The organism is Aquimarina atlantica (assembly GCF_000626715.1).
GTDB classification, from domain to species: Bacteria; Bacteroidota; Bacteroidia; order Flavobacteriales; family Flavobacteriaceae; genus Aquimarina; species Aquimarina atlantica.
This window is the reverse complement of record NZ_AQRA01000001.1, coordinates 223,147-250,140: the sequence shown is the minus strand read 5'-3', so window position 1 is coordinate 250,140 and position 26,994 is coordinate 223,147. Positions and strand designations below refer to the sequence as shown.

Annotated in this window: 22 protein-coding genes; 11 read left to right on the top strand and 11 right to left on the bottom strand. The window is 32.6% G+C overall.

Annotated features, from left to right (window positions below; all coding sequences use genetic code 11):
* Window positions 1–58: 58 nt before the first annotated feature.
* Together fdhF and ATO12_RS25250 are read left to right on the top strand one after the other, a co-directional pair.
* Entirely contained in the window at window positions 59–2,785 is a 2,727-nt protein-coding gene (gene fdhF, locus ATO12_RS01090; protein WP_117589990.1) for a formate dehydrogenase subunit alpha, read from the top strand.
* A gap of 222 nt (window positions 2,786–3,007) precedes the next feature.
* Entirely contained in the window at window positions 3,008–3,901 is an 894-nt protein-coding gene (locus ATO12_RS25250; RefSeq protein WP_165583306.1) for an AraC family transcriptional regulator, read from the top strand.
* Between the two features lie 43 nt (window positions 3,902–3,944).
* Here ATO12_RS25250 and ATO12_RS01075 read toward each other — a convergent pair whose 3' ends face one another.
* The 3 genes from ATO12_RS01075 to ATO12_RS01065 all read right to left on the bottom strand — a co-directional run bounded on the left by ATO12_RS01075 (window position 3,945) and on the right by ATO12_RS01065 (window position 6,919).
* Window positions 3,945–4,676 carry a LytR/AlgR family response regulator transcription factor gene (locus ATO12_RS01075; protein WP_034237864.1) on the bottom strand — a complete coding sequence of 244 codons (732 nt, stop codon included), beginning with the start codon at window positions 4,674–4,676 and terminating at the stop codon, window positions 3,945–3,947.
* Complete coding sequence (locus ATO12_RS01070) at window positions 4,673–5,734, bottom strand: sensor histidine kinase (RefSeq protein ID WP_240486088.1); 1,062 nt, start codon at window positions 5,732–5,734, stop codon at window positions 4,673–4,675. Before ATO12_RS01070 ends, ATO12_RS01075 begins: the two co-directional genes overlap by 4 nt.
* 99 nt (window positions 5,735–5,833) lie before the next feature.
* Window positions 5,834–6,919, bottom strand: coding sequence for a hypothetical protein (locus tag ATO12_RS01065; RefSeq protein WP_205625216.1), 1,086 nt, complete (start codon window positions 6,917–6,919; stop codon window positions 5,834–5,836).
* A gap of 228 nt (window positions 6,920–7,147) precedes the next feature.
* Here ATO12_RS01065 and ATO12_RS01060 point away from each other — a divergent pair, with 228 nt between their 5' ends.
* Both ATO12_RS01060 and ATO12_RS01055 read left to right on the top strand, forming a co-directional pair.
* Window positions 7,148–9,502, top strand: a complete 2,355-nt coding sequence (locus ATO12_RS01060; protein ID WP_034237863.1) for an outer membrane beta-barrel family protein — start codon at window positions 7,148–7,150, stop codon at window positions 9,500–9,502.
* 175 nt (window positions 9,503–9,677) lie between these two features.
* Entirely contained in the window at window positions 9,678–10,256 is a 579-nt protein-coding gene (locus ATO12_RS01055) for a PhnA domain-containing protein (protein WP_034237861.1), read from the top strand.
* Between the two features lie 101 nt (window positions 10,257–10,357).
* On the opposite strand, the gene ATO12_RS01050 is transcribed toward ATO12_RS01055, so the two are convergent.
* From ATO12_RS01050 to ATO12_RS01035, 4 genes are all read right to left on the bottom strand, one after another.
* A complete protein-coding gene (locus ATO12_RS01050) occupies window positions 10,358–10,558 on the bottom strand; it encodes a hypothetical protein (protein ID WP_034237859.1) in 201 nt (66 codons plus the stop codon).
* 185 nt (window positions 10,559–10,743) lie between these two features.
* Window positions 10,744–13,416 (bottom strand): DNA gyrase/topoisomerase IV subunit A, encoded by a 2,673-nt coding sequence (locus ATO12_RS01045; protein WP_034237857.1) that lies wholly within the window; start codon window positions 13,414–13,416, stop codon window positions 10,744–10,746.
* Between the two features lie 25 nt (window positions 13,417–13,441).
* On the bottom strand, window positions 13,442–15,301 hold the full coding sequence (locus ATO12_RS01040; protein ID WP_034237855.1) for a DNA topoisomerase IV subunit B: 1,860 nt from the start codon (window positions 15,299–15,301) through the stop codon (window positions 13,442–13,444).
* Between the two features lie 160 nt (window positions 15,302–15,461).
* On the bottom strand, window positions 15,462–16,352 hold the full coding sequence (locus tag ATO12_RS01035; protein ID WP_034237852.1) for a LysR family transcriptional regulator: 891 nt from the start codon (window positions 16,350–16,352) through the stop codon (window positions 15,462–15,464).
* Window positions 16,353–16,485: 133 nt separating this feature from the next.
* Here ATO12_RS01035 and ATO12_RS01030 point away from each other — a divergent pair, with 133 nt between their 5' ends.
* From ATO12_RS01030 to ppk2 (ATO12_RS01015), 4 genes are all read left to right on the top strand, one after another.
* A complete protein-coding gene (locus ATO12_RS01030) occupies window positions 16,486–16,878 on the top strand; it encodes a rhodanese-like domain-containing protein (protein ID WP_034237850.1) in 393 nt (130 codons plus the stop codon).
* A gap of 10 nt (window positions 16,879–16,888) precedes the next feature.
* The gene (locus ATO12_RS01025; protein WP_034237848.1) at window positions 16,889–17,332 is read left to right on the top strand and encodes a GNAT family N-acetyltransferase; all 444 of its coding nucleotides are present in this window, start codon (window positions 16,889–16,891) and stop codon (window positions 17,330–17,332) included.
* A gap of 126 nt (window positions 17,333–17,458) precedes the next feature.
* Window positions 17,459–18,304: a polyphosphate kinase 2 gene (gene ppk2 / locus ATO12_RS01020; protein ID WP_034237847.1), complete on the top strand. Its 846-nt coding sequence runs from the start codon at window positions 17,459–17,461 to the stop codon at window positions 18,302–18,304.
* 3 nt (window positions 18,305–18,307) lie between these two features.
* Window positions 18,308–19,111, top strand: coding sequence for a polyphosphate kinase 2 (gene ppk2, locus ATO12_RS01015; protein WP_034237846.1), 804 nt, complete (start codon window positions 18,308–18,310; stop codon window positions 19,109–19,111).
* A 46-nt stretch (window positions 19,112–19,157) separates the two neighbouring features.
* On the opposite strand, the gene ATO12_RS01010 is transcribed toward ppk2 (ATO12_RS01015), so the two are convergent.
* On the bottom strand, window positions 19,158–21,035 hold the full coding sequence (locus ATO12_RS01010) for a M61 family metallopeptidase (RefSeq protein WP_034237845.1): 1,878 nt from the start codon (window positions 21,033–21,035) through the stop codon (window positions 19,158–19,160).
* A 131-nt stretch (window positions 21,036–21,166) separates the two neighbouring features.
* Here ATO12_RS01010 and ATO12_RS01005 point away from each other — a divergent pair, with 131 nt between their 5' ends.
* Window positions 21,167–21,943: an alpha/beta fold hydrolase gene (locus ATO12_RS01005; RefSeq protein WP_240486087.1), complete on the top strand. Its 777-nt coding sequence runs from the start codon at window positions 21,167–21,169 to the stop codon at window positions 21,941–21,943.
* 3 nt (window positions 21,944–21,946) lie between these two features.
* Here ATO12_RS01005 and ATO12_RS01000 read toward each other — a convergent pair whose 3' ends face one another.
* The 3 genes from ATO12_RS01000 to ychF all read right to left on the bottom strand — a co-directional run bounded on the left by ATO12_RS01000 (window position 21,947) and on the right by ychF (window position 25,722).
* Complete coding sequence (locus ATO12_RS01000; RefSeq protein WP_051575513.1) at window positions 21,947–23,449, bottom strand: response regulator; 1,503 nt, start codon at window positions 23,447–23,449, stop codon at window positions 21,947–21,949.
* Between the two features lie 166 nt (window positions 23,450–23,615).
* Entirely contained in the window at window positions 23,616–24,506 is an 891-nt protein-coding gene (locus ATO12_RS00995) for a DMT family transporter (protein WP_034237841.1), read from the bottom strand.
* Between the two features lie 121 nt (window positions 24,507–24,627).
* A complete protein-coding gene (ychF, locus tag ATO12_RS00990) occupies window positions 24,628–25,722 on the bottom strand; it encodes a redox-regulated ATPase YchF (protein ID WP_034237836.1) in 1,095 nt (364 codons plus the stop codon).
* A 208-nt stretch (window positions 25,723–25,930) separates the two neighbouring features.
* Between ychF and ATO12_RS00985 the strand changes: the two genes are divergently transcribed.
* Entirely contained in the window at window positions 25,931–26,452 is a 522-nt protein-coding gene (locus ATO12_RS00985; RefSeq protein ID WP_034237835.1) for a hypothetical protein, read from the top strand.
* Between the two features lie 200 nt (window positions 26,453–26,652).
* On the top strand, window positions 26,653–26,820 hold the full coding sequence (locus ATO12_RS25840; RefSeq protein ID WP_165583305.1) for a hypothetical protein: 168 nt from the start codon (window positions 26,653–26,655) through the stop codon (window positions 26,818–26,820).
* Window positions 26,821–26,994 lie beyond the last annotated feature (174 nt).

Here is a 26,994-nt window from a genome sequence, read left to right as displayed (position 1 = left end):
CCAAAATACTCAGTGGCGAATTCCATCTGACCATTAAAAAACAATAAAAAACGAACAGATGAAAACAGCATATATAGATAATCAGGCTTTTGAAATAGTTGAGGGAGAAACCATGCTCACCTTTATAAGGAGGTATAAGGAAAGAAATCTTGTTCCCACCTTATGCGACGCACCCAACTTAGATCCTTTTGGTTCTTGCCGTGTGTGTAGTGTAGAAGTAGCATTAGAAGAAAATGGAGCTGTTAAAACTATGGCTTCTTGTCATACCCCAATAGCAGAAGGGCAATATATATATACAAATTCTGAATCAGTAAAAGAATTACGAAAAAATATCGTTGAGCTGGTATTAACCGATCATCCTCTTGATTGCTTGACTTGTGAGGTAAATGGAAATTGTGAATTGCAAACAGTTGCGGCTCAAGTAGGAATCAGAGAAGTGCGATACCCAGAAGGAGATAATCACCTTTATAAAACGAAAGATTTAAGTCATCCTTATATGACTTCAGATTTGTCTAAATGTATTAATTGTTATCGATGTGTGCGTGCTTGTGATGAAGTGCAAGGGCAGTTTGTATTAAGTATGTCTGGTCGAGGTTTTGATTCTTCAATTATTAAAGGATTAGATCAATCTTTTATGGATTCTGATTGTGTAAGCTGTGGTGCTTGCTCTCAAGCATGTCCAACTTCTGCTATTTCAGATGTTTTTCAGTCGAAAGCTATTAAAGCAACCGATACAACAAGAACTATTTGCACCTATTGTGGTGTAGGATGTAATCTTGAAGTCGCTACCAGTAATGGAGAAATTTTAAGTATACAAGCTCCCTATGATGCCGAAGTAAATCAGGGACATACTTGCCTAAAAGGTCGATATGCATTTAAGTTCTATGATCACCCAGAGCGTTTAAACTCTCCTATGATCAAAAGAAATGGAACGTTTGAAAATGTTAGCTGGGATGAAGTATATGACTATATCGCTTCAAAATTAACTGCTTATAAAGATGAATTTGGTTCTGATTCTATGGCAGGGATTTCATCTTCGCGATGTACCAATGAAGAGAATTATTTAATGCAAAAATTCTTTAGAGCTGTAATCCAAACCAATAATATTGATGGTTGTGCAAGGGTATGCCACTCTCCCACTGCTTTAGGGATGCAACGTACTTTTGGTACTGGTGCTGCTACAAATTCTATCGATGATTTAAAAGATACAAATTGCATTATGGTAATTGGGGCCAACCCAACCGATGCACACCCCGTTACAGGTGCCAAATTAAAGCAATTTGCCATGAAAAGTGACAATGTATCTATTGTTATTGATCCAAGACGTACCGAATTGGCTAAATATGCAACACATCACTTAGCATTACGACCAGGAACTAATGTAGCCGTTCTTAATATGATGATGTATTATATCATCACCGAAGAATTAACAGATATTTCTTTTATCGAAAGCAGGACTGAAGGATTTGAAGAGTATAAAAAAGAGATTCTTTCTATAAATATAGATAAGCTAGAAGCCGTTTCTGGTGTAGATCGTAACCAGGTACGTGAAGCAGCTATTGCATATGCATCTGCTCCTAATGCCATGTCTTTTCATGGATTAGGAGTGACAGAACATTCTCAAGGAACATTTACTGTAATGCAAATAGCAGATTTAGCTCTTCTTACAGGAAATATCGGCAGACGTGGTGTTGGTGTAAACCCATTACGTGGTCAGAATAATGTACAAGGTTCTGCTGATATGGGGGTACAACCACACCAGGGAGCAGGATATCTGGATGTTACGAATGATCAGGTTAATAAAACATATAATGAATTTTATGGTGTTAATGTGCCTAAAAACATAGGATATAAAATTCCGGAAATGTTTGATGCTGCTCTAAAAGGTAATCTTAAAGCTATTTGGATTATTGGAGAAGATGTAGTACAAACCGACCCGAATACTCAAAAAGTTATTAAAGCACTTCAAGCTACAGATCTGGTAATTGTACAGGAATTATTTATGACCGAAACTGCAAAATATGCAGATGTTATATTACCTGGCGCATCATTCTTAGAGAAAAGCGGAACCTTTACTAATGGAGAACGACGTGTACAGGCAGTACACCAAGTAGTTGAGCCAATTGAAGGTTCTAAGCCTGATGGACAAATCATTGTAGATATTATGAATAAAATGGGATATGCACAACCAGATTATACACCAGATGGAATGCTGGAAGAAATATCGCAAATTGTTCCTTTCTTTGCGGGAATTAAATGGGATCGATTAGGTGAGAATGGATTGCAATGGCCAGTTGCCAAAGATGGTACAGACACTCAGATTCTTCATAAAACTGAATTTAAACGTGGAAAAGGGTATTTTGAATTTAACCCTTGGGAAGAAACCAAAGAATTAACTTCGCATGCTAAAGATTACCCGTATATCTTAACAACAAACAGAGAGTTAGAACACTATAATTGTGGTGCCATGACTCGCAGAACATCAAATGAACAGATATTATCAGATGACTACTTAATGATTCATCCCGAAGATGCTCAGGAAAATCTGGTAAATGAAGGTGATTATGTTTGTCTAGAGTCTCCACGAGGAAAAGTAGATGTAAAAGCGAGGATTACAGACGAAGTAAAAAAAGGTGTTTTGAGTACTACTTTTCATTTTCCGGAAATTATGATTAATAATTTAACTGGGGACATTCATGATTCTGAGGCAATGTGTCCAGAATACAAGGTTGTCGCCGTAAGGATAAGAAAAAGTAAAGGTAAATTTAAACCACAGTTAAGTTAGTTAAGAAATTTTCAATACTCAAGATAATTTTGTGCACATAAAGGCAAGGGATTACTCGGTAGTGTAAAAACATTTTTAAACTGCCTGGTAACCTTATGTTTTGTGCTACACATTACAAAATATACTATTTTGATTTGTTTTTTCTGAACATATATTTTCGCAATACCGATCAAAAAATAGTCGGGTTTTAGATGTACTATTGTAATGTTCAAAAAGCAAATTATGTCTGAAAACATAAAAGATTCATATCAGCATAGGATTTCTAAAGCTATTACTTTTATAGAAGATAATCTGAAGAATGTGCTTACATTAGATCGTATTGCACAGGAAGCGTGTTATTCTAAATATCATTTTATTCGTCTTTTTGCAGCAGTTACAGGAGAAACGGTAGTAAACTATGTAAGAAAACGAAGAGTATCTGAATCTGCTCATGAGTTAATTCTTACGCAACAACCTATTGTAGCTATTGCAGAACGTTATCAGTTTGATTCTCAGCAAGCATATACACGAGCTTTTCAATCTGTTTTTAAGACAAGCCCTGGGAAATATCGAAAAAAAGGGCATCGATTCGTAGCTTTTGAACGATATACTTTATCACCAACAGATATCAATACACTACAAAACGATTTTGTTTCTATGGAGCCAAAAATTATTACGATCACCGACAGAAAATTAATAGGGATGCGAATAAAAACCTCTCTAGCTAATGATACCACTTCACAAATGTGGCAACAATTTATGCCTAGAAGATTTGAAATTAAAAACAACAAAAACACTGGGTATTACTCGGTACAGACCTTTGATGAAGATATCACTTTTGATACTTTTACAGAAGATGTTGTATTCGAAAAATGGGCTGCCGTCGAAGTTACAGATTTTGATCATATTCCAGAAGGTATGAGCTCTTATATTTTACCTGGTGGTAAATATGCTATATTCATTCATAAAGGGCCTGTAGATACTTTTAATAAGACAATGGATTATATACACGGAAAATGGCTTCCCAACTCTGGATATGAATTAGATAAAAGAAATCATTTTGCCATTATGGGAGACAAATATCACGGCCCACATCATCCAAAATCTGAAGAAGAAATCTGGGTTCCCATTCAATAATATATTTAGCCTGAAATTTTAATATCTAAAAAATAGAGCGTATTCATATGTTCTCTAAGAAAGGAAACACCTTATCTCTATAACTAACACCTATAGGAATCTCTACAGTATCGATATCAATATCGTTAGTTGTAAAAGCGGTTACTTTTTTTAGATTAATAATATAAGATCGGTGTGTTCTTAAGAATTCTTTATCTGCTAATTCGAGTTCTATATCACCGATTTTATACTTCGCCACAATACATTTCTTATCGGTATGTATTTTTATATAATCTTTTAGACTTTCTATGTATAAAATAGTATTTAAATGTATTTTATGATGTTTATTACCTGATTTGACAAGAATATATGGGTTTTCACTTGTTAATGCATTAGCAGGAGCTTCTGCGTTTCTCTGTATTCCATTTTTTATTCTGAAATAACGTTCTACCGCTTTAAAAAACCGATCAAAAGTTACAGGTTTCAAAATATAATCTACTATATCCAGATCATACCCTTCTAATGCATAATCCCTATAAGCCGTTGTTAATATGGTGCTAGGAGGATGTTTTATTGTTTTTAAAAGATCAATTCCTGTAACCGATGGCATTTTTACATCCAAAAAAAGTAAATCAATGGTTTCATTATTAAGAATTTCAAATGCTTTTAATGCATTATTACAAGAAGCTACTACTTCTAAAGATTCTATTTGAGAAATATGCTTTTCTATAAGTCTTGCAGCTAAAGGTTCGTCATCTACAATCAAACACCTTGTTTTTGTTGTACTTGTATTCATATTTCAATTTCTAACGTTACGGTAAATACATCTTCTTTTTCATCAATATTTAGGACATAACCATCTGGATAAATCATATCTAATTGTTGGGTAATGTTATTCAGTCCAATAGAATCCTTAACTCTTTCTTGGGTTGAATTTGCAATAGAATTAGCAACTACAAAGGTAAAAATAGTGTTTTGATAACGAATAGAAATATCAATTTTTGGAGATCCGCTATCCTCTCCTGCTCCATGTTTAAAGGCATTTTCTACCAATGGAAGTAATATAAGCGGAGCTATTTCAATATCCTTCTCTAATGATGTATTAAATGTTACCTGTAAACGATCATCATATCGTAGTTTTTCGAGACCAATATAATTTTCTAAAAAAGAAATTTCGTTTGTAACCGAAACAAATTTAGTATTACATCTATATAATACATAATCCAATATCTCTGATAACTTACTTATTGATTCTGGAGTTTTTGGAGAATTCTCTAAAGACAACATATAGATATTATTAAGTGTATTAAATAGAAAATGAGGGTGTAATTGCGTCTTAAGCATTTTTAACTCCGCTCCCACTTTCGCTTTTTCTAATAACAAGTTTTGTTGTTTCACCTTAGAAATATCAACTATAAACCGAACTGCCACAAAAATTAGCGCAGCTATATAAATACTAGGAAAATAATGAGTCATTAAGAATTTTACATCCAGAAAAATCTCTGCTATTGATTCTTGAGTAAATGGAGGCACTCTTACCAAAGGTTCTGCTATATGAACTATCAATACTCTACTTAATGCACTAAATATGTAAGCACTAAGAATAATCAAAACAGTAAAACTCACATATCTTTTTGTATATATAAATTTGGGAACCAAAACGTATGCTAGAGAATACGAAGCCAATATCTGAGGAATCATAATACAAGTCTTATAGACCAAAGAAGCAATCATTGTATGATTTTCTTCAAAATCATCTCTAACCATGAAAAACAATAACACAACCAACCAAAATACAATATGAAAAGATAATTTTGACTGTTTAAAATCTTCTTTTATTTTTTTAAAATTCATAATCTAAATATACTGTTATGTGCGATTCTTTCTCAAAAAAGAAATGATTTATTTTACTCCAAAATACTGTTTTCCTGAGGAGATTCCTTACTATAGATTTTACTGTTTTTTATAAAGAAATTCGGCAGCAGATGCTCCCATTTTTCGATGATCATGACCAATATTGGGTATTATTTTCAATTCCCAATTAAAATCGAGATTCATCTTCTTTGCTTTCGTTTTTGCCGTATTAAAAAAGAATTTTCCTCTTTCTAATCTATGTTTTCCTTGTTTATCAGCAGACACTGATCTCAACAAGGTACCTCCCATTTCATGTTCATTATCTAATTCTCCAATATATAAGATTAGTTTTTTTCTAAACGAAGATTTCAAATCTTGGTCAGTAAGTTTTGTATTTTTTATTCCAAAAGGAAGTTCGGATTCAAAATCCGGTAACGTATAAAACCCAGAATTAGATGCTACAATCCTATTGGCTTTAGAGGTATGTTGAAAGATTGCCATGCGATGTAAAATTTGACCACCTGCAGAGTGCCCAAAAAGATCATATTGGGTTTGGGTAGCACCCAGAGAATCAATAACAAGATCAAATATCCTATCGAAATCATTAAAAATCCATTTTTCGGGATCAGAATTTACTTTAAAAGTAAATCCTTCCTCTTTTAATTTTACAATATTAGAGTTTTTTACATATTCTATAGTATTCTTTAGATTCAAATCATACATCAATCCACACATATGATAGTCACCAAATCCATATTGTTTTTCAGAATACATTGGAGAAAGAATAAGAACGCCATATTTTTCTGAAGCCGAAATCCAGGCATCTCTATAGCTATCACCGTTTCTTCCTGCCCCGGGGACAATAATCAAAATTTTAGATTCTGGTTGGTATTTTTTTGGTTTATGATAAAACACTTTTATAGTCTTGTCTTTACTTCGATTTCCTCCGTCAATAAGAAATTCTCCCGAACCGTTTTGAATATTAACTTCATTTAAAACTAATTCTTTTTCTTTTTTAAGATCACTCTTCTTTATGAGTTTCATTTTACAATGTGGGCAGGTTCCTGCTTTAGGAAAAATTAATTCATCGCAAGATAATCCGCAAGGCTTACAGACGTAGTCTTCTATTTGATTATCAAAAGAAGTAAAAACCAGAACTATGACAAGTAGAAAGGTTGGTTTCATTTTTATGTAATTATAATATTTAATTCAAAAATAGTTGCTGTATCGCTTTTAAAGTGATGAAATAGACGAATTCATAAAAAAACCACCTCAATCAGATAAAATAAAAGACGAATACTTCCTACTCATCCTTTTTTATCATCTGACGATTTTTTGATAGTATCTGTCGATAACTTAAAATCTACACTGATAAAACAAGCACTTTTGGCAAGAATCAAAAAACGAATCAGAATGAAAAAAATAGCATTTATATGCTTGTTAAGTGGTTTTATGTCATTACAAGCCCAAATATCAAAACAACTAACACTTAGCGGTAAGATAATAGAAAAAGTATATAAACAACCCTTAGAGTTTGCAACAATAACAATTATAAACGCTATAGATCAAAAAACAATCACTGGTGGAATCACCAATGCAGAAGGAAATTTTGGGATAGAAGTTTCTCCCGGGAAATACCATATCAAAATAGAATATATCTCTTTTAAACCTTATATACTAAATAATATAACCATTGATGCAGATCATACTCTTAATACCATAGAACTTGAAGAAGATAATGAGCAATTGGCAGAAGTAACTATTGTATCAGAAAAAACTACTGTCGAGTATAAATTGGATAAAAAAGTATTTAATGTAGGAAAAGATCTTATTCATAAGGGAGGAACCATAAGTGATGTATTAGACAACGTACCTTCGGTAAGTGTAGACGCGGCAGGAGGTGTTAGTCTTAGAGGAAATCCGAGTGTTAGAATATTAATTAACGGTAAACCTTCTGTACTTACTGCAAACAATGGGCTTGAACAAATCCCGGCAGAAAACATCGAAAAAGTAGAAGTAATTACGAATCCTTCGGCCAGATACGAGTCTGAAGGTGCGGCTGGTATCATAAATATTATTCTTAAAAAAAATAAACGTTCTGGTTTTGGAGGCTCTTTACAACTTACTTCAGGAATTCCTGCAAATCATAATGCTAATATTAATCTGAATTACAAAACAGAAAAAATTAATGTATTCGCTAACCTGGGATACAGATATGCTAACTTTTTTGGAGAAGAAAAACAAACACAAACGACTTTAACAGATGATATAACCAATAGTGTAAATCTTAATGCAGACACCAAGAGAAATGATGATCATTACAATATCTATTTTGGTGGAGATTATTACATTAATGATAAAAACACACTTACAGCTAGTTTTTATCATAACAAATTAAGAAATACAGATAAAACCGATTTCATATATACGTATCTAAATACTAATAAAGAAACCGATAGTATACTATCCCGAAAAGAAAATTATGAAGAACCTCAAAATTTTAACCAGTTAGAAATCAATTACGTAAAGACATTTAATAAAAAGGGACAAAAATTTACTACTAATGTTCAGTATGACTTTTGGAATGATGATGAAAATGAAATGATCACACAACAACGCATTCTTCCTACTGAAGGAAGTTTATCAAGAATCAGAACCCGTGATGTAGAAAGCAGTAAAGATTTACTCATATTATCTGATTTCATATCACCATTAACCGAAAAATCAAGATTAGAAACAGGTCTTAGGGCTGAAATCAGGAGAATTACCAGTGATTATACTGCATGGATAGACGATCAAATAATAGAAGGTTTTGACAATCGTCTGGACTATGACGAGCGTATTTATGGAGCATATATGCAATATGGTAACAATAGAAAAAAGTTTAATTACCTTCTTGGAGTTAGATTAGAACACTCTGATATTGGTATTAATGACCGTGAAGCACTTTTTAGTAATACCAAAAAATACACAGATATATTTCCTACCACTCATCTTACTTATAATTTTACAGAAAGGACCAATCTTCAATTAAGTTATAGCAGAAGAATTAATAGACCTCGATTCTGGCAGTTAAACCCATTTGGTGGACTTTCGGATCCCAGAGATCTCTTTGCAGGAAACCCCGATTTAAACCCTTCCTATGCTAATATTCTTGAACTTGCACTATTAAAACGGTGGACTAAAATAACACTCAACCCGTCAATTTACCATCAATACCATACCGATTTCTTTCAGTTTATTACTTCACCTACAGCTCAAGGTGGTTTTATAACAACACCAGTAAACTTATCTCGTGAAAAACGTTTTGGATTTGAACTGGCAACCACATATAACCCATTTAAATGGTGGCGACTATCGGGCGAGTTTAACTATTATACTTTTACTCAAGAAGGTACTTATGAAAATATCAATTATGATACAGAAGACACGCAATGGTCTACACGAGTAAGTTCTAGAATGAAGTTTTCAAAAGGGTTTTCTATACAAACAAATTTCACCTACCAAGGAAAAAGTAATAGTGGTCAAAGACTTATTAAATCACAATATTGGGCAAATTTTGGAATTAGTAAAGACCTATTTGAAGATAAAGCCTCTTTGACATTTAATGTAAATAACATTTTTGATTCGAGAATTAATAAATCTACAATTACAGGGCAAAACTACAATTTGGTTTCCTCTACTGTTAGAAGCGGCAGAAGGGTTACTGCAACTCTTACATATCGATTTAATCGTAAAAAATCTGATCGTGACCGTTTACCAGATTAATCAATGAACAGGTATTAAAATTTCGACACTAAAGGCCCATTACATTTTTGAATTCTAATGGGTTTTTATTATTATTTACCATCATCAATAAATAGGGTATCTGCTATTTCATAATTACAAATTTTAATGCACTTTTGCAGTACTAAACAATCCATATAGTAAACATATCATTATAATGAGTCTAGAAAGAGAATTACACAAGCGTAGCGGATCTGTATGTGAATTATCAGGAGTAACTGAAAATTTGAAAGTCTATGAAGTACCTAAATCTCCGGGAACGGGTCTGGACTCGCATATTCTTATTTCTCAAGTGTGCTTAGAACAAATAGAAGACCCAGAGAAAGTAGATATAAATCACTGGCGTTGCCTTAATGATAGTATGTGGAGTGAAGTTCCTGCTGTACAAGTAATGGCATGGAGAATGTTACATAGATTAAAGTCTGAAGGTTGGCCGCAAGACTTATTAGATATGCTTTATTTGGATGACGACATGACAGCATGGGCAAATGCTACTGGAGATGGGGATGATAAAGAAAATGCAATTAAACATCTAGATGCTAATGGTGCGCTATTACAAGCTGGAGATTCTGTTGTTTTAATTAAAGATCTCGATGTAAAAGGCGCTAATTTTACTGCTAAACGAGGTACTCATGTTAGAAATATCTCATTAGTTCATGACAATCCAGAACATATCGAAGGTCGTGCAAATGGGCAACATATTGTTATTCTAACAAAGTTTGTAAAGAAATCTTAAGAAGATTACAGGTAATAGAACAGTATCAGGATACGTATAAAAAAACTGTGAACTTATAAAGTATCACAGTTTTTTTATACCTCAATTTTATACATAAATTTCTACAGTACATTCATTAATTTTACCCGTGGTTGTTCACAGTGATAACCTCTTGCCAAGAAAGCTTTAACCTGAGAGTGTTTGGTTACAAATGCACTGCCCTTTATATCAGTCATCGAACAAACCCAACTTTCTCCTTTAATGTCTTTTAACTTAGATTTTTCTATTTCAAATTTTTTGAATTTTCCTAATGTACTTTTCATTATACTATTTTTTTTAAATTAAATATAAATAGCAAAAGTATTAAGGTTTTAAATTTTAAAAACCTGTACTATATAATCGCTCTTGTTTTTACAATAATTGATCGCATTAAATTGATAAGTGTAATAAAAAAAGACCCATTTTTGAAGATAGAAATGGGTCTAATTTTTTATTTTTTAATCAAAATCTAGAACAAACTAGCTTGTTCTCCTTCTCCTCCTGCATCGGTATCATTATCATTATCTGCAGGTTTTGTCGAAGTTTTAGAATCTGTTGCTTCTGGAGATACATTCTCTTCTTCAATCACTTCAATTTCTTCGGCAGGAAGGGATTCTTGTTCTTCATATGGCAATGGATCCAGTAAATTGATTTGTTTTACTTTATGTGTAGTTAACTGATTCCCTAGCGCTTTTATTCCTTTGATCGATATAAACTCTTCTAGATTTATTTCTTCGTTAGGTCGTTGATCTTTACCTCTAAGCTTAGAAAATACTATTTCTGCCATCGGTCTATAATCAGTAGAGACAACCTCTAAGAAAGATTTTTGATGTTCTGTAATAAAATTCTCTTCGCGTTCAGAATTTTCAATTAAAAATCGTTTCACATAATATCGTTCTTTCTCTCCATCCCAATATATTGCAGATATTGGTTTTTTAGGTTTCCATTTTTCTAAAACAATCATATCTGAACTAAAATGCAATGTCATTTCGGGGATAATTGTCTTTGCAACACCATTTTGATTTATAACCAAAATACGATCTTCTCCTCTAAATTCTCCCAACAATTCTCCTCTCCCATCTACATTAAGTCGTTGCACAGAATCATCAAACCAAATCCTTCGTGGTTTTAAAGTAGATACTCCCTGTTCTTTTAGTTCAATTTTCTTAATGTTATACTTAGTAACAATATTTCCTTTTACTCCTCTACCTTTGATTAGTAAATCTGCAAAATCCAGATCAAATTTTAATTTTTTGATACTTCCGGCCTGTCTTAGATATATAGTAACTACTTCGGCTTCTCCATTCGGGTTTGCCGAAAAATATGAAATCTTAGATGATTTTTTGCCCTGAGTAAGGTCATATTCTTTATCTCTGGTAACCCCGGTAACAGCAAAACGCTTAACATACGAAGCTCCACCTCTACCATCCTGATAAATCAAATTATAGATAGTACGCTTATCCTTTTTCTTAAAGACAGCAACATGAATTATATTTTTACCAATAAAAGTCTTTGATCCAACTTTGGTGATCATCAACTTTCCTTCTCCTGTAAAACATATAATATCATCAATATCAGAACAATCTGCTACATATTCATCCCTACGAAGCGAAGTTCCTATAAATCCTTCTTCTCGATTTACATATAATTTTGTATTTCGAATTACTACTTTGGTAGCTTCAATATCATCAAAGATCTTGATTTCGGTTTTACGCTCTTTTCCTTTACCGTATGTAGTTTTTAGCCTTTTAAAATAATCTATAGCAAACTCAATAAGATGTTCGAGATTATATTTTACCTGGGCTATATCTTCTTCAAGCGCTTCTATTTTTTGTTGCGCTTTATCAATATCAAATTTAGAAATACGTTTAATTCGAATTTCTGTTAGACGTACAATATCTTCTTCGGTAACTGCTCGTTTTAAGTGTTTTATATGAGGTTTCAACCCTTTATCAATTGCTTCTATCACTCCTTCCCAGGTATCTACTTCTTCAATATCACGATAAATACGATTTTCTATAAAAATTCTTTCTAACGAAGCAAAGTGCCATTGTTCCTGTAACTCACTTAATTGAATTTCGAGTTCTCTTTTCAATAATTCTACAGTATTGTCTGTAGAACGACGTAACATTTCTGAAACACCAATAAAGTTTGGTTTATTATCTTCTATTACACAACCAAGAGGAGAAATAGATACTTCGCAATTCGTAAATGCATATAAAGCATCGATTGTTTTATCAGGAGAAATACCCGAAGGAAGATGTACCAGTATTTCTACTTCTGCTGCAGTATTATCCTCTATTTTTTTAACTTTTATCTTTCCTTTCTCATTTGCTTTAAGAATAGAATCTATTAAAGAAGTTGTTGTTGTAGAAAACGGTATTTCATTTATGACCAAAGTATTTTTGTCATATTGTGAAATTTTTGCACGTACTCTTACCTTACCTCCTCGATTACCATCATTATAATTGGTAAAATCTGCAATACCAGATGTAGGAAAATCGGGTAAAATCGTAAATCGTTTACCTTGTAAATGTTTTATTGATGCATCTATTAATTCTATAAAATTATGAGGAAGAATTTTAGTACTTAATCCAACGGCTATTCCTTCTGCACCTTGAGCTAGTAACAAAGGAAATTTAACCGGGAGATTAATAGGTTCTTTTTTTCTTCCATCGTATGACAATTGCCATTCGGTAACTTTGGGATTATATACCACATCTAATGCAAATTTAGATAGCCGAGCTTCTATATATCTCGAAGCTGCTGCTCTATCCCCAGTAAGGATATTACCCCAGTTCCCTTGCATATCGATTAGTAATTCCTTTTGTCCTACTTGCACCATGGCATCAGAAATACTGGCATCTCCATGGGGGTGATATTGCATTGTATGCCCTACAATATTGGCCACCTTATTGTATCGACCATCATCTAAATCCTTCATAGAATGAAGAATACGGCGTTGTACTGGTTTTAGACCATCTTCAATTGCAGGTACTGCACGCTCCAGGATTACATAAGATGCATAATCCAGAAACCAGTCTTTGTACATTCCTGTGACCTTGGTAATCACCTCTTGTGGTTCGTGATCTTCAGGGTTTAAATCGTGATGTAATTCTTCGTTTTCGTTTTCCAAATCCATATATAACTTCTGGGGCTTCTAATAATTATAATTCTTCCTCTACAGAATCCAGTTCTACTTTTAGGTTATCAATAATAAATTCTTGTCTTTGCGGTGTATTTTTCCCCATATAGAAAGACAGTAATTCTTCGATCGACTTTTCCTTATCTAACATTACAGGATCTAAACGGATATCATCTCCTATAAAATGTACAAACTCGTCTGGAGAAATCTCTCCTAATCCCTTAAATCGTGTAATTTCTGGTTTGCCCGATAATTTTGTTATTGCATCTCTTCTTTCTTGTTCTGAGTAGCAATAAATGGTTTCTTTTTTATTACGTACTCTAAATAATGGAGTTTGTAATATATACAAGTGTCCTTCTTTTATAACCTCTGGAAAGAATTGTAGAAAGAAAGTAATTAGCAATAATCGTATGTGCATCCCATCTACATCGGCATCGGTAGCAATTACAATATTGTTATAGCGTAAATCTTCTAATGACTCTTCTATATTTAATGCTGCCTGTAATAGATTGAATTCTTCATTTTCGTATACAATCTTTTTACTCATGTTGTAGCTATTCAACGGTTTTCCACGTAAGCTAAAAACAGCCTGAGTATTTACATCTCTTGACTTAGTAATGGATCCACTTGCAGAATCTCCCTCGGTAATAAATAGAGTACTTTCGAGATTACGATCTTTCTTACTATCGGTAAGATGAATACGACAATCTCTTAATTTTTTATTATGCAAACTAGCTTTCTTTGCTCTCTCTTTTGCTAGTTTTCGAATTCCGGATAAATCTTTACGTTCACGTTCTGCCTGTAATATTTTTCGCTGTAAGCTTTCTGCTGTATTGGGATTCTTATGAAGAAAGTTATCCAATTTAGTTTTTACAAAATCATTAATATAGGTCCTAACGGTTGGTAAATTCCCTCCCATTTCTGTAGAACCTAATTTGGTCTTGGTCTGACTTTCAAAAACAGGTTCCATCACTTTAATGCTTATCGCAGATACAATTGATTTACGAATATCGCTGGCTTCATAATTTTTACTATAAAACTCTCTAATTGTTTTTACTACAGCTTCTCGAAATGCAGCCTGATGTGTTCCTCCCTGGGTGGTATGTTGCCCATTTACAAAAGAATGGTACTCTTCACTATATTGTGTTTTACTATGTGTAATTGCAATTTCGATATCATCACCTTTGAGATGTACAATATCATATAATCTATCTTCTTCTTTTATATTATCGGATAAAAGATCTTTTAATCCATTTTCTGAAAAATATTTCTCTCCATTAAAAATAATGGTCAAACCAGGATTAAGATATACATAGTTTTTAAGCATTTTAGCGACATACTCTGTACGATACTTATAGTGCTTAAATATGGTATTATCTGGGACAAAGGATACTTTGGTTCCTCTTCTACGAGACGTTTCATCTAATGTTTCCTGATTCGTGAGGTTTCCTTTTTCGAATTCTGCCGAAGCTGATTTGCCATCTCGTGTAGATTCTACTCTAAAGAATGTAGATAATGCATTAACTGCTTTTGTACCTACACCGTTTAGTCCTACAGATTTTTTAAACGCTCTAGAATCATATTTACCTCCGGTATTCATTTTAGAAACCACATCTACCACTTTACCTAATGGGATCCCACGACCATAATCTCTAACAATTACTTTATCTCCCTGAATAGAAATTTCGATCGTTTTACCGGCCCCCATTACATATTCATCTATAGAATTGTCCAGTACTTCTTTTAATAAAATATAGATACCATCATCTGCAGAAGATCCATCGCCTAGTTTCCCGATATACATTCCGGGTCGCATACGTATATGTTCTTTCCAGTCGAGGGATCGTATATTATCTTCGGTATATTTGGTTTCTTTGCTCATAAATATAGGGTAGAATGCCTGCTAATATAAGGTTTCACTTACAAAATTAAAACAGCCTTTCTACAAAGTAATTAACAAATCGATAGCGAATTTTGTTGATTATTTGGTATGCAGCCATTTGATGCATTTAATTAGACCGTTTTTAAATAAAAAACTGAAATCACATACTCACAAACTCCTCTTCAAAACTTGAAACAAAATCGTTGATATACTTTTTATGTTCATCTTCTTTTCTAACGACCAGATAATGGGTTCGTTTTACTCCATACTTCCCAATGCTTTTAAACATTAAATCTTCTGGTATTTTTAGCGATTTTAATGCCCATTTCGGCATGCATATAATTCCCATATTGGCATTCACCATTTCTAAAGAAACTTCGGTAAGTGGGATGGCAGAAATTTTTGCAGGAGTTATTTTATTGGGTTTTAAGAATTGCTCATAAACTGATACTGTTTCTAAAGGGAAAGAATGAATGATCAAATGAAGATCTGCAAAGTCATTAGCACTTAAGTATTCTTTTTTGCTATACTTATGCTCTTTGTGCATAATAGCATAGGTTTCATCCTCAAATAGTGTAATACTTGACAATCTATCATTTGCAGGTATAGAAGTAACCAAAGCAATATCAATTTCGTTTGATAATAATTTTGAAATCGGTTGATGCGTGGCTTCAAGAATAAGATCTACATCAATTTGAGGATATAGCATTTCCATTTTTTGAAGGAATCCCGGTAATCCCTGATAAAAAGAATAACATTCTGTACCTACCTTAATATTTCCTTTAGATCCCGTTTTTATTTGTTGGATTGTATTAAACCCCTGTTCAATGGTATCGAGTACATTATTAGCTATATTATATAATTCTATACCTTCTTCTGTTAGTTTCCATTTATTTCTAGTTCTATGAAATACTTTAAAACCTAATCTTGTTTCTAACTCTTTTAATTGATGACTCAAAGCTGATTGCGTTAAAAACAATCGCTCTGATGAGTTAGCAATATTACCTTCTTCTGTAATCGTTTTTATAAGTCTGAAATACTTAATATCCATACCCACAAAACTACAATAATACAATGGTACTGAATGTGAAAATATTTCAATTATAACATCAAATCATTCACATAAACACATAGGAATAAGCAATGAATTGATATTACATTTGATCAAACAAAAACACAGTATTATGGAAAATCAAATTAAATTTTACGAAAACAAATTAGCTTATGAAATGGATCCTTCTGATTTATTTGATGCTCTCGAAAAAGAAGAAAATATCGTAGTGGTTGATGCCAGGCAATCTTTTGGATATGAAAAAGAGCATATCCCAACCGCCATTAACCTACCTCATCGTGAAATGACGGTAGAAAATACGGCCCACCTTGATAAAACAAAAACTTATATTTGTTATTGTGATGGTATTGGTTGTAACGCTTCTACCAAAGGAGCATTACGTATGACCAGGCTTGGATTTAAGGTAAAAGAATTAATCGGTGGTATTGAATGGTGGAAATTTGATGGGTATGCTACTCAAGGAACACAACCTTCTCAAGGTTCTATAATTCAATGTGCATGTTAAAACGAAAAGCATGATCATTAGATTCGCAAAAGAAGAAGATATCGAACAAATTGTTTTACTGTGTAAAGCTCATGCAATATATGAAAGAGCAACGTTTAATTCTAACGAGAAAGCAACATTACTTTTGCAATATCTTTTCAAGTCAGAGAATATTCTAAAATGTGTTGTTGCAGAACAAAATAATGAGCTCTTGGGATATGCGACTTTTATGAAACAGTTCTCTACCTGGGATGCTAATTTTTATATCTATCTCGATTGTTTATATCTTAAAAAAGAAACTCGTGGAAAAGGAATTGGCACAAAAATAATGACTTTGGTAAAAGAATATGCTATATCACAAGGTTGTACTATTATCCAGTGGCAAACTCCCGATTTTAATACCGATGCTATCAACTTTTATAAAAAAACAGGAGCAAATTCAAAAACCAAAGAAAGGTTCTTCTGGAAAGTGTAACCTAAAAAATAATATAAAAATATTCTTCAAGTTTTTTTATGCTAAAGAATTGTTAGTATAGTGCGATAAAATTCATTTTATTTTTACCTTTAATCGCTACTTACAGAATAACAAATTACAAACTTTATGTTTACACTTGAAGAATTAAATCAAGTCAAAAAACGGAAACATTTGATCAATCTTGCTGATCAAAAAAACATCGACATCAAAAAAATATTACAGAAACTTCGATATGAAGAAGAATTACGTTACCTACAAGGAGAATTGGTAAACCTTCAGCAATGGATTGCAAAAAAGAAGCTACGTGTTGCCATAATTTTTGAAGGGAGAGATGCTGCTGGTAAAGGAGGGTCTATAAAACGATTTACAGAGCATCTTAATCCTCGTTCTATGCGTATTGTTGCGCTATCAAAACCTACAGAAGTCGAAAAAGGGCAATGGTATTTTAGAAGGTATATTAAAGAACTGCCTAATCCGGGAGAGATTGTTTTTTTTGATCGTAGCTGGTATAACCGTGCTGTTGTAGAACCTGTAATGGGATTTTGTACCAATAAACAATATAAAAATTTTATGGTACAGGTTCCCGAATTTGAGCATATGCTATATGAAGATGGAATTATAGTAATCAAGTTTTGGTTCTCGATATCTAAAGAAGAACAGAAAAAACGTTTTGATGCAAGACTACAAAACCCATTAAAAGTATGGAAATTTAGTCCTGTAGATATGAAAGGACAACAGCTCTGGAATAAATACACTAAATACAAAGAACAAATGTTCTCTAAAACCCATACTACATTTAGCCCATGGGTGATTGTAAAAACCAACAGTAAGAAAACAGCTCGTTTAGAAAGTATGAGATATGTGTTATCCAGATTTGATTACACAGGTAAATCGAAGGCAAAAACTACATTACTTCCTGATCCCAATGTGATCCTGAGGTACTATAGATATATTGAACAAATAGACATTTGATGTATGACGACAACGCAAAAAACAAAACATATTGATCTTTCTAAAGAAGATCTGGAAATACTAAATTCTCCTATTGGTTTAAAGTATCTGTTTATGGATAAAAAAACCGATGTTGAAAAGGTATTGAGAATGGTTAAATATGAAATACAACTAAAAGAACTACAGGCAGAACTTATCAAATTACAAAACTGGACCATAAAAAACGGGAAGAAAATAGTAATCATTTTTGAAGGTCGTGATGCTGCAGGAAAAGGCGGGGCAATCCGTAGAATTACTTCTCATATAAATCCCAGGCATTTTCGAATTGTAGCATTGCCAAAACCGACTAGTGAAGAAGAAGGGCAATGGTATTTTCAGCGCTATGTTAATCAACTACCTACACCAGGAGAAATGGTTCTTTTTGATCGTAGCTGGTATAATCGGGCAGTTGTAGAACCTGTTAATGGGTTTTGCACCGAAAATCAGTATACAACATTTATGGGACAGGTAAACGATTTTGAAAGAATGATACTAGAATCAGACACCTATCTTATTAAATTTTATTTTTCTATTACCAAAGAAGAACAAGCTGCTCGGTTTAAAGATATCAAATCAAGCCCTTTAAAGAAATGGAAGATGACTCCTGTAGATGAAAAAGCTCAGGAACTCTGGGAAGAGTATACAAAGTACAAGGTGAAAATGTTTGAAAAAACAAATACCGAAATTGCTCCCTGGGTTATTATCGAGGCTGATCGTAAAACCAAAGCGCGAATTAAAGCCATACAACATGTATTAGATATGATTCCTTATAAAGAAGAAGTTATTTAAAACAAAAAAAGGCCCTGATATCAGGGCCTTTTTTTGTTTTATAAACCTATCCTTTTAACCATGCTTCTCTAAGCGCTGTTTGTTCTTTTGTAGAATCATTAATTACTTTAAGCTTCTTTCCTTTGGTAAAGGATTTGGTTACTTTAGCTTTAATAATAACTTCCTCTCCTGCTCTATTAAGTTTAACTTCAATATCATCGCCTTCTTGCCATTGAAAAGTTGAACCAAGTACATTATTAGCATTCTGTAATGTTAATTTTGTACCATTCACCTCTACAATATCATCATTAGGTTTTGCACCGTTGTCTGCCCAGAAACTATTGTCAGAAACTAAATCTGTAAAAAAGATTGTACCTTTTTCCTGGTTTCCGGCTACGATTAAAACTCCCGAATTTTGGATATAATTGGTCTCTACTCTTTCTGATGCTACAGATAATCCAACTTTTTTGAAGAATTCTTCATAGTTAATAGGTGTTTTCCCTACTACATGGGTTTTTAAAAATTCACCTATAGCAGGGTAAGTCATTGCCGTAATTTCTTCTATAATGCTATCATCATTAAAAGGTTTATTTTTACCATATTTAAGAGATAATTCTTTCATTAAAGATAAAATCCCTCGATTTCCGTTACTCTCTTCTCGCATCAGAATATCGATACACATACCAATTAATGCTCCTTTTTCATATACATTAACATAATTAGAAGCATAGGGCTGATCCAGTATGTTCTCGCTCATCACCGTAAAACTCATGGTGTCATCAAATCCACTTGCACTCTGAATTTTTCCCATGATTTTATCGTAAAACTCCTGCTCTTCTACCAATCCCTGGTTAACCTGAAATAAGGTTGCAAAATATTCGGTTACTCCTTCATACATCCATAAATGTTTTGAAAAAGTGGGCTTGTCATAATCGAAGTAATGTACATCTTCAGAATGCACACTAAGCGGAGTTACAATATGAAAGAACTCATGAGAAACCACATCAATCATTGCAGATGCCAACGCTTCATCAGGCATTTGTTCCGGTAACACTACTACAGTAGATGTATGATGCTCTAATGCTCCAAATCCTGTAGGAGCATTTTCGGTACTTGGTGCTAAATATAAATATATATCATAACGAGGTGTACTATTGATGTCTCCAAGGTACGCCTTTTGCCCTTTCATCATTTTAAATACAGTTTCTTTTATCTTAGCTGCAGTATGTACTTTATTTGGCGAATATATACTTAGTACAATTTTGATATCTCCAACCATAAATTCTTCGACATCAAGATTACCATACATCATAGGATTATCTGTAATCTCGAAGTATCGTGTTGCCAAATATTTATCTGTGGTAACCGTTTTATCTTCGCTAACTGTTGTTCCTGCATTAGGTAAAGCAGAAGTTCTTTTCATTTCTGATGGTGCTTTTACCTCTAAAGCATACTGATTATTTTTCAGTACATCAAAATATCCTATAAACCCATGAAGATTTAACACATAATTTTCTGGCTCAATATTGGTTCCAGAAGGAGAAAAAGGTGTACCGATATCTGTATTTTCTATATCATAAGTATCATTAACCAGGTAGCTAATTTTATCAAGCTGTTTGGCGTTTGTAATCAACCATGTATTGGTATCCTTTTTTTCTGTTTTAATTTCATTTCCCTGATAATCATAAGCCTTGAAATCATCAACAAATTTTCCAAAATCACTTACAGCATAAGTACCTTGAACCACCTTGGGAATACGATAGTTTACGGTATCCTGAATAAAGCGTCCTGGATCTATTGTAACCGGAACTTTATCATCTTTTACCTGAGTTAAATCTATAGCAGTCGCTATAGGTACATTTGTTGCTATATCATTTGTAGGATTACTGGTTCCACAACCAATTAATAATACACCAATGGAAATCTTGGCTAATGTTTTTTTCATTGTATTGGATTAACTATTTATTTTAGCTAGACTCAAAAAAATGTCTAGTGTGTCAATTTTGATGACGCAAAATATACAATTTGCATAGACTTTAGCTTATTTTTAGCACTTTTTATAACAAAACCATTATTTTGGATTTAATAATTAATAAACATCGGTTACAATTCTCTCAATACCCCGAGTCACTAGCATCAGAAAAAGTAACTATTATTTTTTTACATGACTCTTTAGGGTGCATTGAATTGTGGAAAGATTTCCCCAAACAAATAGCAATAAAAACAAGGTGCAATATTCTTTCTTATGACCGCCAGGGGTATGGTAAATCTGCTCCTTTTATTACTTCTAAAAGAAATAACGATTACTTAAAAGAAGAAGCATATGTTCTAGGGAAAATAATACAGAATCTAGAGTTAAAAAATGTGATATTATTTGGTCATAGTGACGGGGGTAGCATTGCTTTATTAACTGCAGCATTGTTTCCAGAAAAAATTACAGGTATTATTACCGAAGGGGCCCATGTATTTGTAGAACAAGAAACCATTAATGGCATTAAGGCAGCGGTTCTTGCATATCGAAATACTTCACTTAAAGAAAAACTATATAGATACCATGAAGATAAGACTGAAGCTGTTTTTAGAATGTGGACAGAGACGTGGCTTTCTGAATCTTTTCAATCCTGGAATATTGAAGAATATTTGCCTAAAATTAAATGTCCTTCTCTAATAATTCAGGGTGAAAAAGATGAGTACGGAACACTGGATCAGGTAAATTCTATTGTAAAAAACACATCGGGTTACTCTAAAGCTTTATTAATTCCTGATATTGGGCATACACCACATAAAGAAAGTACAGAAATTGTGGTGAAAAATGTTATCTCATTTATTAATGAAATATATCCTTCTCATTAAAAATTAAGGCAACAAATGTTTTGTTATGATGTTTTTAAGATCATTCTTATTTAATGGCTTATTAATAATATCATTCATTCCTATTTCCATACATTCTTCTTGTACTTCACTTAACTCTGAGGCAGTAAGAGCAATAATGGGTGTTACCTCATTAAATTCTCGTATACGTCTGGTAGCTTCTGTTCCATTAAGATAGGGCATATTTAGGTCCATAAGTATAAGATCAAAATCTTCTTTTTTAACCATTTGCAAAGCATTAAAACCATTCTCTACAATAGTACAGTCGTACCCTATTATATTTAAAAGGTTTTTGGTAACAATTTGATTTATTTTATTATCCTCTGCCACCAATATTCGTCTATAAACCGTATTGATATTATTGTTATTTGAATCTATTTCTTTCTCTTCCTTTTCATCTATAATTTCTAATTGTAAGTCAAAATGAAACTTGGTTCCTCTGCCCTCTTTACTATCCAAATAAATTTTGCTATCCATCATCTCTAAAAGGTTTTTAACAATAGATAAGCCTAATCCTGTTCCTTCAGATTTATTAAACTCTCTACCTACCTGAGAAAACTTCTCGAATACAAACTCTTTTTTATCTTCTGGAATTCCTACACCATTATCCTCTACTTCATATCTAATAGTAATCATCTCATTCTCTATAGAGAGGATTTTTATTCTAAGCCATATCTTACCATTTTCAGTAAACTTTGATGAATTTCCGATCAGATTAATTAGAACTTCTGATATTTTAAGAGAATCCACATTTAGTACATCGGGTAGTTCATCAGGGATTTCTAAAACAAGTTCATTATTTTTATTTTTGGCCTGGTACTCAAAAGAATACAATAAGTTCTGAGAAAGCTTAAGCAGATTTGTAGGCGTCTTAGTAAGTTTTTCATTATTAGACTCAATCTTACTTATTTTCAATACTTTATTTATTAAATCCAGAAGGTAGTCTCCAGAAAATTTTAATGAACTAAGCAATTTCTTATGCTTTGTCGAAATATCTTTTTCTTCTAACAGTAGTGTAGTAATCCCAACCACACCATAAAGAGGAGTCCTAAGTTCATGGCTTACAGTAGAAATAAATTGTGATTTTGTATTGGTAAGTTTTTCAGCTTCTGCCTTTGCTTCAATAAGCTGTTCATTTTTTTCTTTTAAAGCATCACTACTTTTTTCCCTCATTCTATATTTTCTATAGAATAGAATTAAAATTATTAGTACCAGAACGAGACTAACCAATAATATATTAATAATAGTATTTTTTCTGGCTATTTCTTCTAAGTATACTTCTTGTTTATTGTTTTCAAGTTCTCTTTGATATATATCATCATCAAAGTTTACTTTTTTACCCTCTACCGGTTTTGGTTTTCCTCTACTGAATTTTTCTACTGATGCCGCTTTGTTGTCATCAGTATTATCGTTTATTCGTCCATAACCAACAATACTAATAAATACAAAACAGTACAGTACTACTATCCTTAAGCCCCCTTTACTCATAAATATTACAAATCTAATTTACTTATCCAATCTTTTCTTTGGAAAGCAATCCCCATCAACGTAAGTAAACACTTACTAATTAGAGTGTTAAATTAATGAAAAAACATTAAAAAATGTTCAAAAACAACATTGAAACTTTTTATAGGCGAATAGATTTTACCATATTTTATTTTTTCTTTGAGATTACATATATGCCCAGAATCACTATTGCAGCTCCAATTATCTGTATTATTGACAAGTTTTCTCCCAAAAGAAAATAAGCCAGTAAAATTGTAGATACAGGTCCTAAGCTTGCTATAATCGAAAAATTAGAAGCCCCGAGTTTAGCAATAGCTGCAGACACCAAATACGAAGGTATAATTGTAGAAAAGATTGCCATGACAATACAAATAAAATATACTTCTAACGGATAGTTCACTATATTTTGCCTATCAAAAACTAAATATTGAATAATAATACATAGAGATGATACTATCATTGCGTATGAAGTAAAAGTTACTACACCAAACTTAGGAATTAACCATCCACTCCCTACGAGATAAATTGCATAGGTTAATGCACTTAAAAAAACCAAGGCTCCACCTAGAATAATATGCGTAGTTTCAATTTGAAGCTCTCCCCAAAATGTAACGATCACACCTATATATGTTAGTAAAATAGCTAATAGTTGTTGCCTGGTTATTATATTCTTCAAAAAAATACGAGAAATAATAATAACCAGTGTTGGATAAATAAAAAGAATTATTCGCTCTAATCCCGCCTTAATATACTGCAATCCTAAGAAATCAAAATAGCTTGCTAAATAATACCCAACGAATCCAAAAAATAAAATCCACAAGTAATCTATTCTTCTAATTTTATTTTTTTCTACTGGTTTTTTATATAAGGCCAGTACAATATATATTGGTAAAGAAAACAACATTCTAAACAATAATAAATGTTCTGAGCTTATTTCAAATTTATACGCTAATTTGACTAATACTGCTTTTGCAGAGAATAAAACGATACCAACAATTGCCAGTGCAATTCCGTACGAGGATAACTTACTATTTTGCATTTTTCAAAAATAGCAGTATTGTTATTTTTGAAAAATCTAAATACTTTCTAATTACGATACCCAACAAAAAAACCTTTTCTGGTACTACCAGAAAAGGTTTTATAAATCAACAAAGTGATTTTTATACATTAAATAAGAAATGCATTACATCTCCATCATTTACAACATATGCCTTTCCTTCTACGCCAAGCTTTCCTGCTTCTCTCGCCTTGGATTCGCTACCATACTTTACAAAATCATCATACTTGATAACTTCTGCTCGTATAAAACCTTTCTCAAAATCGGTATGAATCACTCCTGCTGCTTGTGGTGCGGTAGCTCCTATATTAACAGTCCATGCTCTTACTTCTTTCTCACCAGCAGTAAAATACGTTTGTTGGTTTAATAATTTATATGCTGCACGAATTAATACAGATGCTCCTGCTTCTTCTAATCCCATATCCTGCAAAAATAATTGGCGCTCTTCATAATCATCTAACTCGGTAATATCAGCTTCGGTACCTACGGCTAATACTATTACTTCTGCGTTTTCTGATGCTACAGTTTCTTTTACTTTTTTCACATAATCATTTCCATCGACAGCAGCTCCTTCATCTACGTTGCAGACATAAAGTACTGGTTTATCTGTTATAAACTGTAACGGCTTAACATATGCTGCATGATCATCTTCAGAAATATCAATGGCTCTAACCGATATCCCAGCTTCTAATCCTTCTCTAAGTTTTAGTAAAATTGCTTCTTCCTTTTGTGCTTCTTTATTACCGGTTTTGGCAGCTCTTTTTACTTTATCCAGTTTTTTTTCTACACTTTCCAGGTCTTTAAGTTGCAATTCTATGTCGATCGTTTCTTTATCTCTAATTGGGTCTACCGAGCCATCTACATGAACAATATTATCATTATCAAAACAACGCAATACATGTATGATAGCATCTGTTTCTCTAATATTACCTAAAAATTGATTCCCTAGTCCTTCTCCTTTACTTGCTCCTTTCACTAAACCAGCAATATCCACAATTTCTACCGTTGCAGGGATTACTCGTTCGGGCACTACTAATTCTTCTAATTTCTCTAATCTGGGGTCTGGTACATTCACAACCCCAATATTGGGTTCTATGGTGCAAAAAGGAAAATTAGCACTTTGTGCTTTTGCATTAGATAAACAATTAAACAATGTTGATTTTCCAACATTTGGTAACCCTACGATTCCTGCTTTCATGGTACGTATATTAATAATGGTTGGGATATTTTTTATAGTTTACTCCCAATTTTTAAGAGTGCAAAGATAATGCTATTCATCTATAGTAAACAAGTACAGATTCATAAGATTATTTAATAAATAATTTATAACAAAAATTACCAATTAAGATATTTAGATTTTAGCATATTTTAGTTTTTTTGTAAATTTATATCTAACAAATTAACAAATGAAAACTTTAAAAACTCTAATCACAGCAGTATTTATGCTATGTATTGCTGTTAACCACGCACAATCAGACGAGAAAAAAGATCAACAAAATTCTTCACAAGAAACAGTAACTAAAACTATTCGTATTAAAGGGCCTAATGGTGAAGAAAAAGTTATTAAAAAACAGGAAGTTATTACCAAAAAAGGTAAAATAAAGCTTAGCTCCGATGGTGAGACCGAAAATCAATCAGCCACTTATGAAGATGATGAAGTAGTAGTACAAAAGTTTGAAACTACTTCTGATATGGTTGGTTATACCAAAGTTGCCGATGAAAAAGGTTTTATCGTAACTTTTTTAAATAAATCGGGAGATAAAGTTGCTAAAGTAAGACCACTTAGAAAGGGGCTCTATATTGTAAACTCTGGAGGTAATGATAACTGTTTAGGATATTTTGATGAAAATAAAAATTTCATCTTAGAAATGTATGATGCTAAAATAGATGAAGTAACTACAATTGTATATAAATATCAAGAAAACTAAATATTAAACAATATTAATTAATAATTAAAAACCGGATCTCTAATAGGATTCGGTTTTTTTATGGTGTTTGCCATATAGAACTATCCATGTAAACTTCTATTTATAAATAATTTATGACAAATAATTGGCACAGCTTTATTTGAAAAACCTAAATTTAGGTGATGATTTAAAATCATAGTATAAACCTTAAAACCAAAATTATGTTACAAACAATTTTAAATTTTAAAGGAGTCCAGAAGCTCAACAGAAAACAACTTCAGATTATTAAGGGTTCTGGATGGCCGAGAAACGAAAGAGATTGTCTCGCTTGTGGTGGTGAGTGGAGCGCTCCTTTATGCGCATTACCTTGGAATTCTCCATGTGTATAAGTACTAAAAATCATTAAATATTTAGACAAATTAAGGGTGTAAAACACCAATGTAAATTCTTACGCCCTTAGTTTATACATAATGAACATATTTTTAGGTTTTAAATACCATTTTGCCTTTTCTTTTTTTGCACTACAATCATCAATAAAATAAGGAATCCAATTAAAAAACACG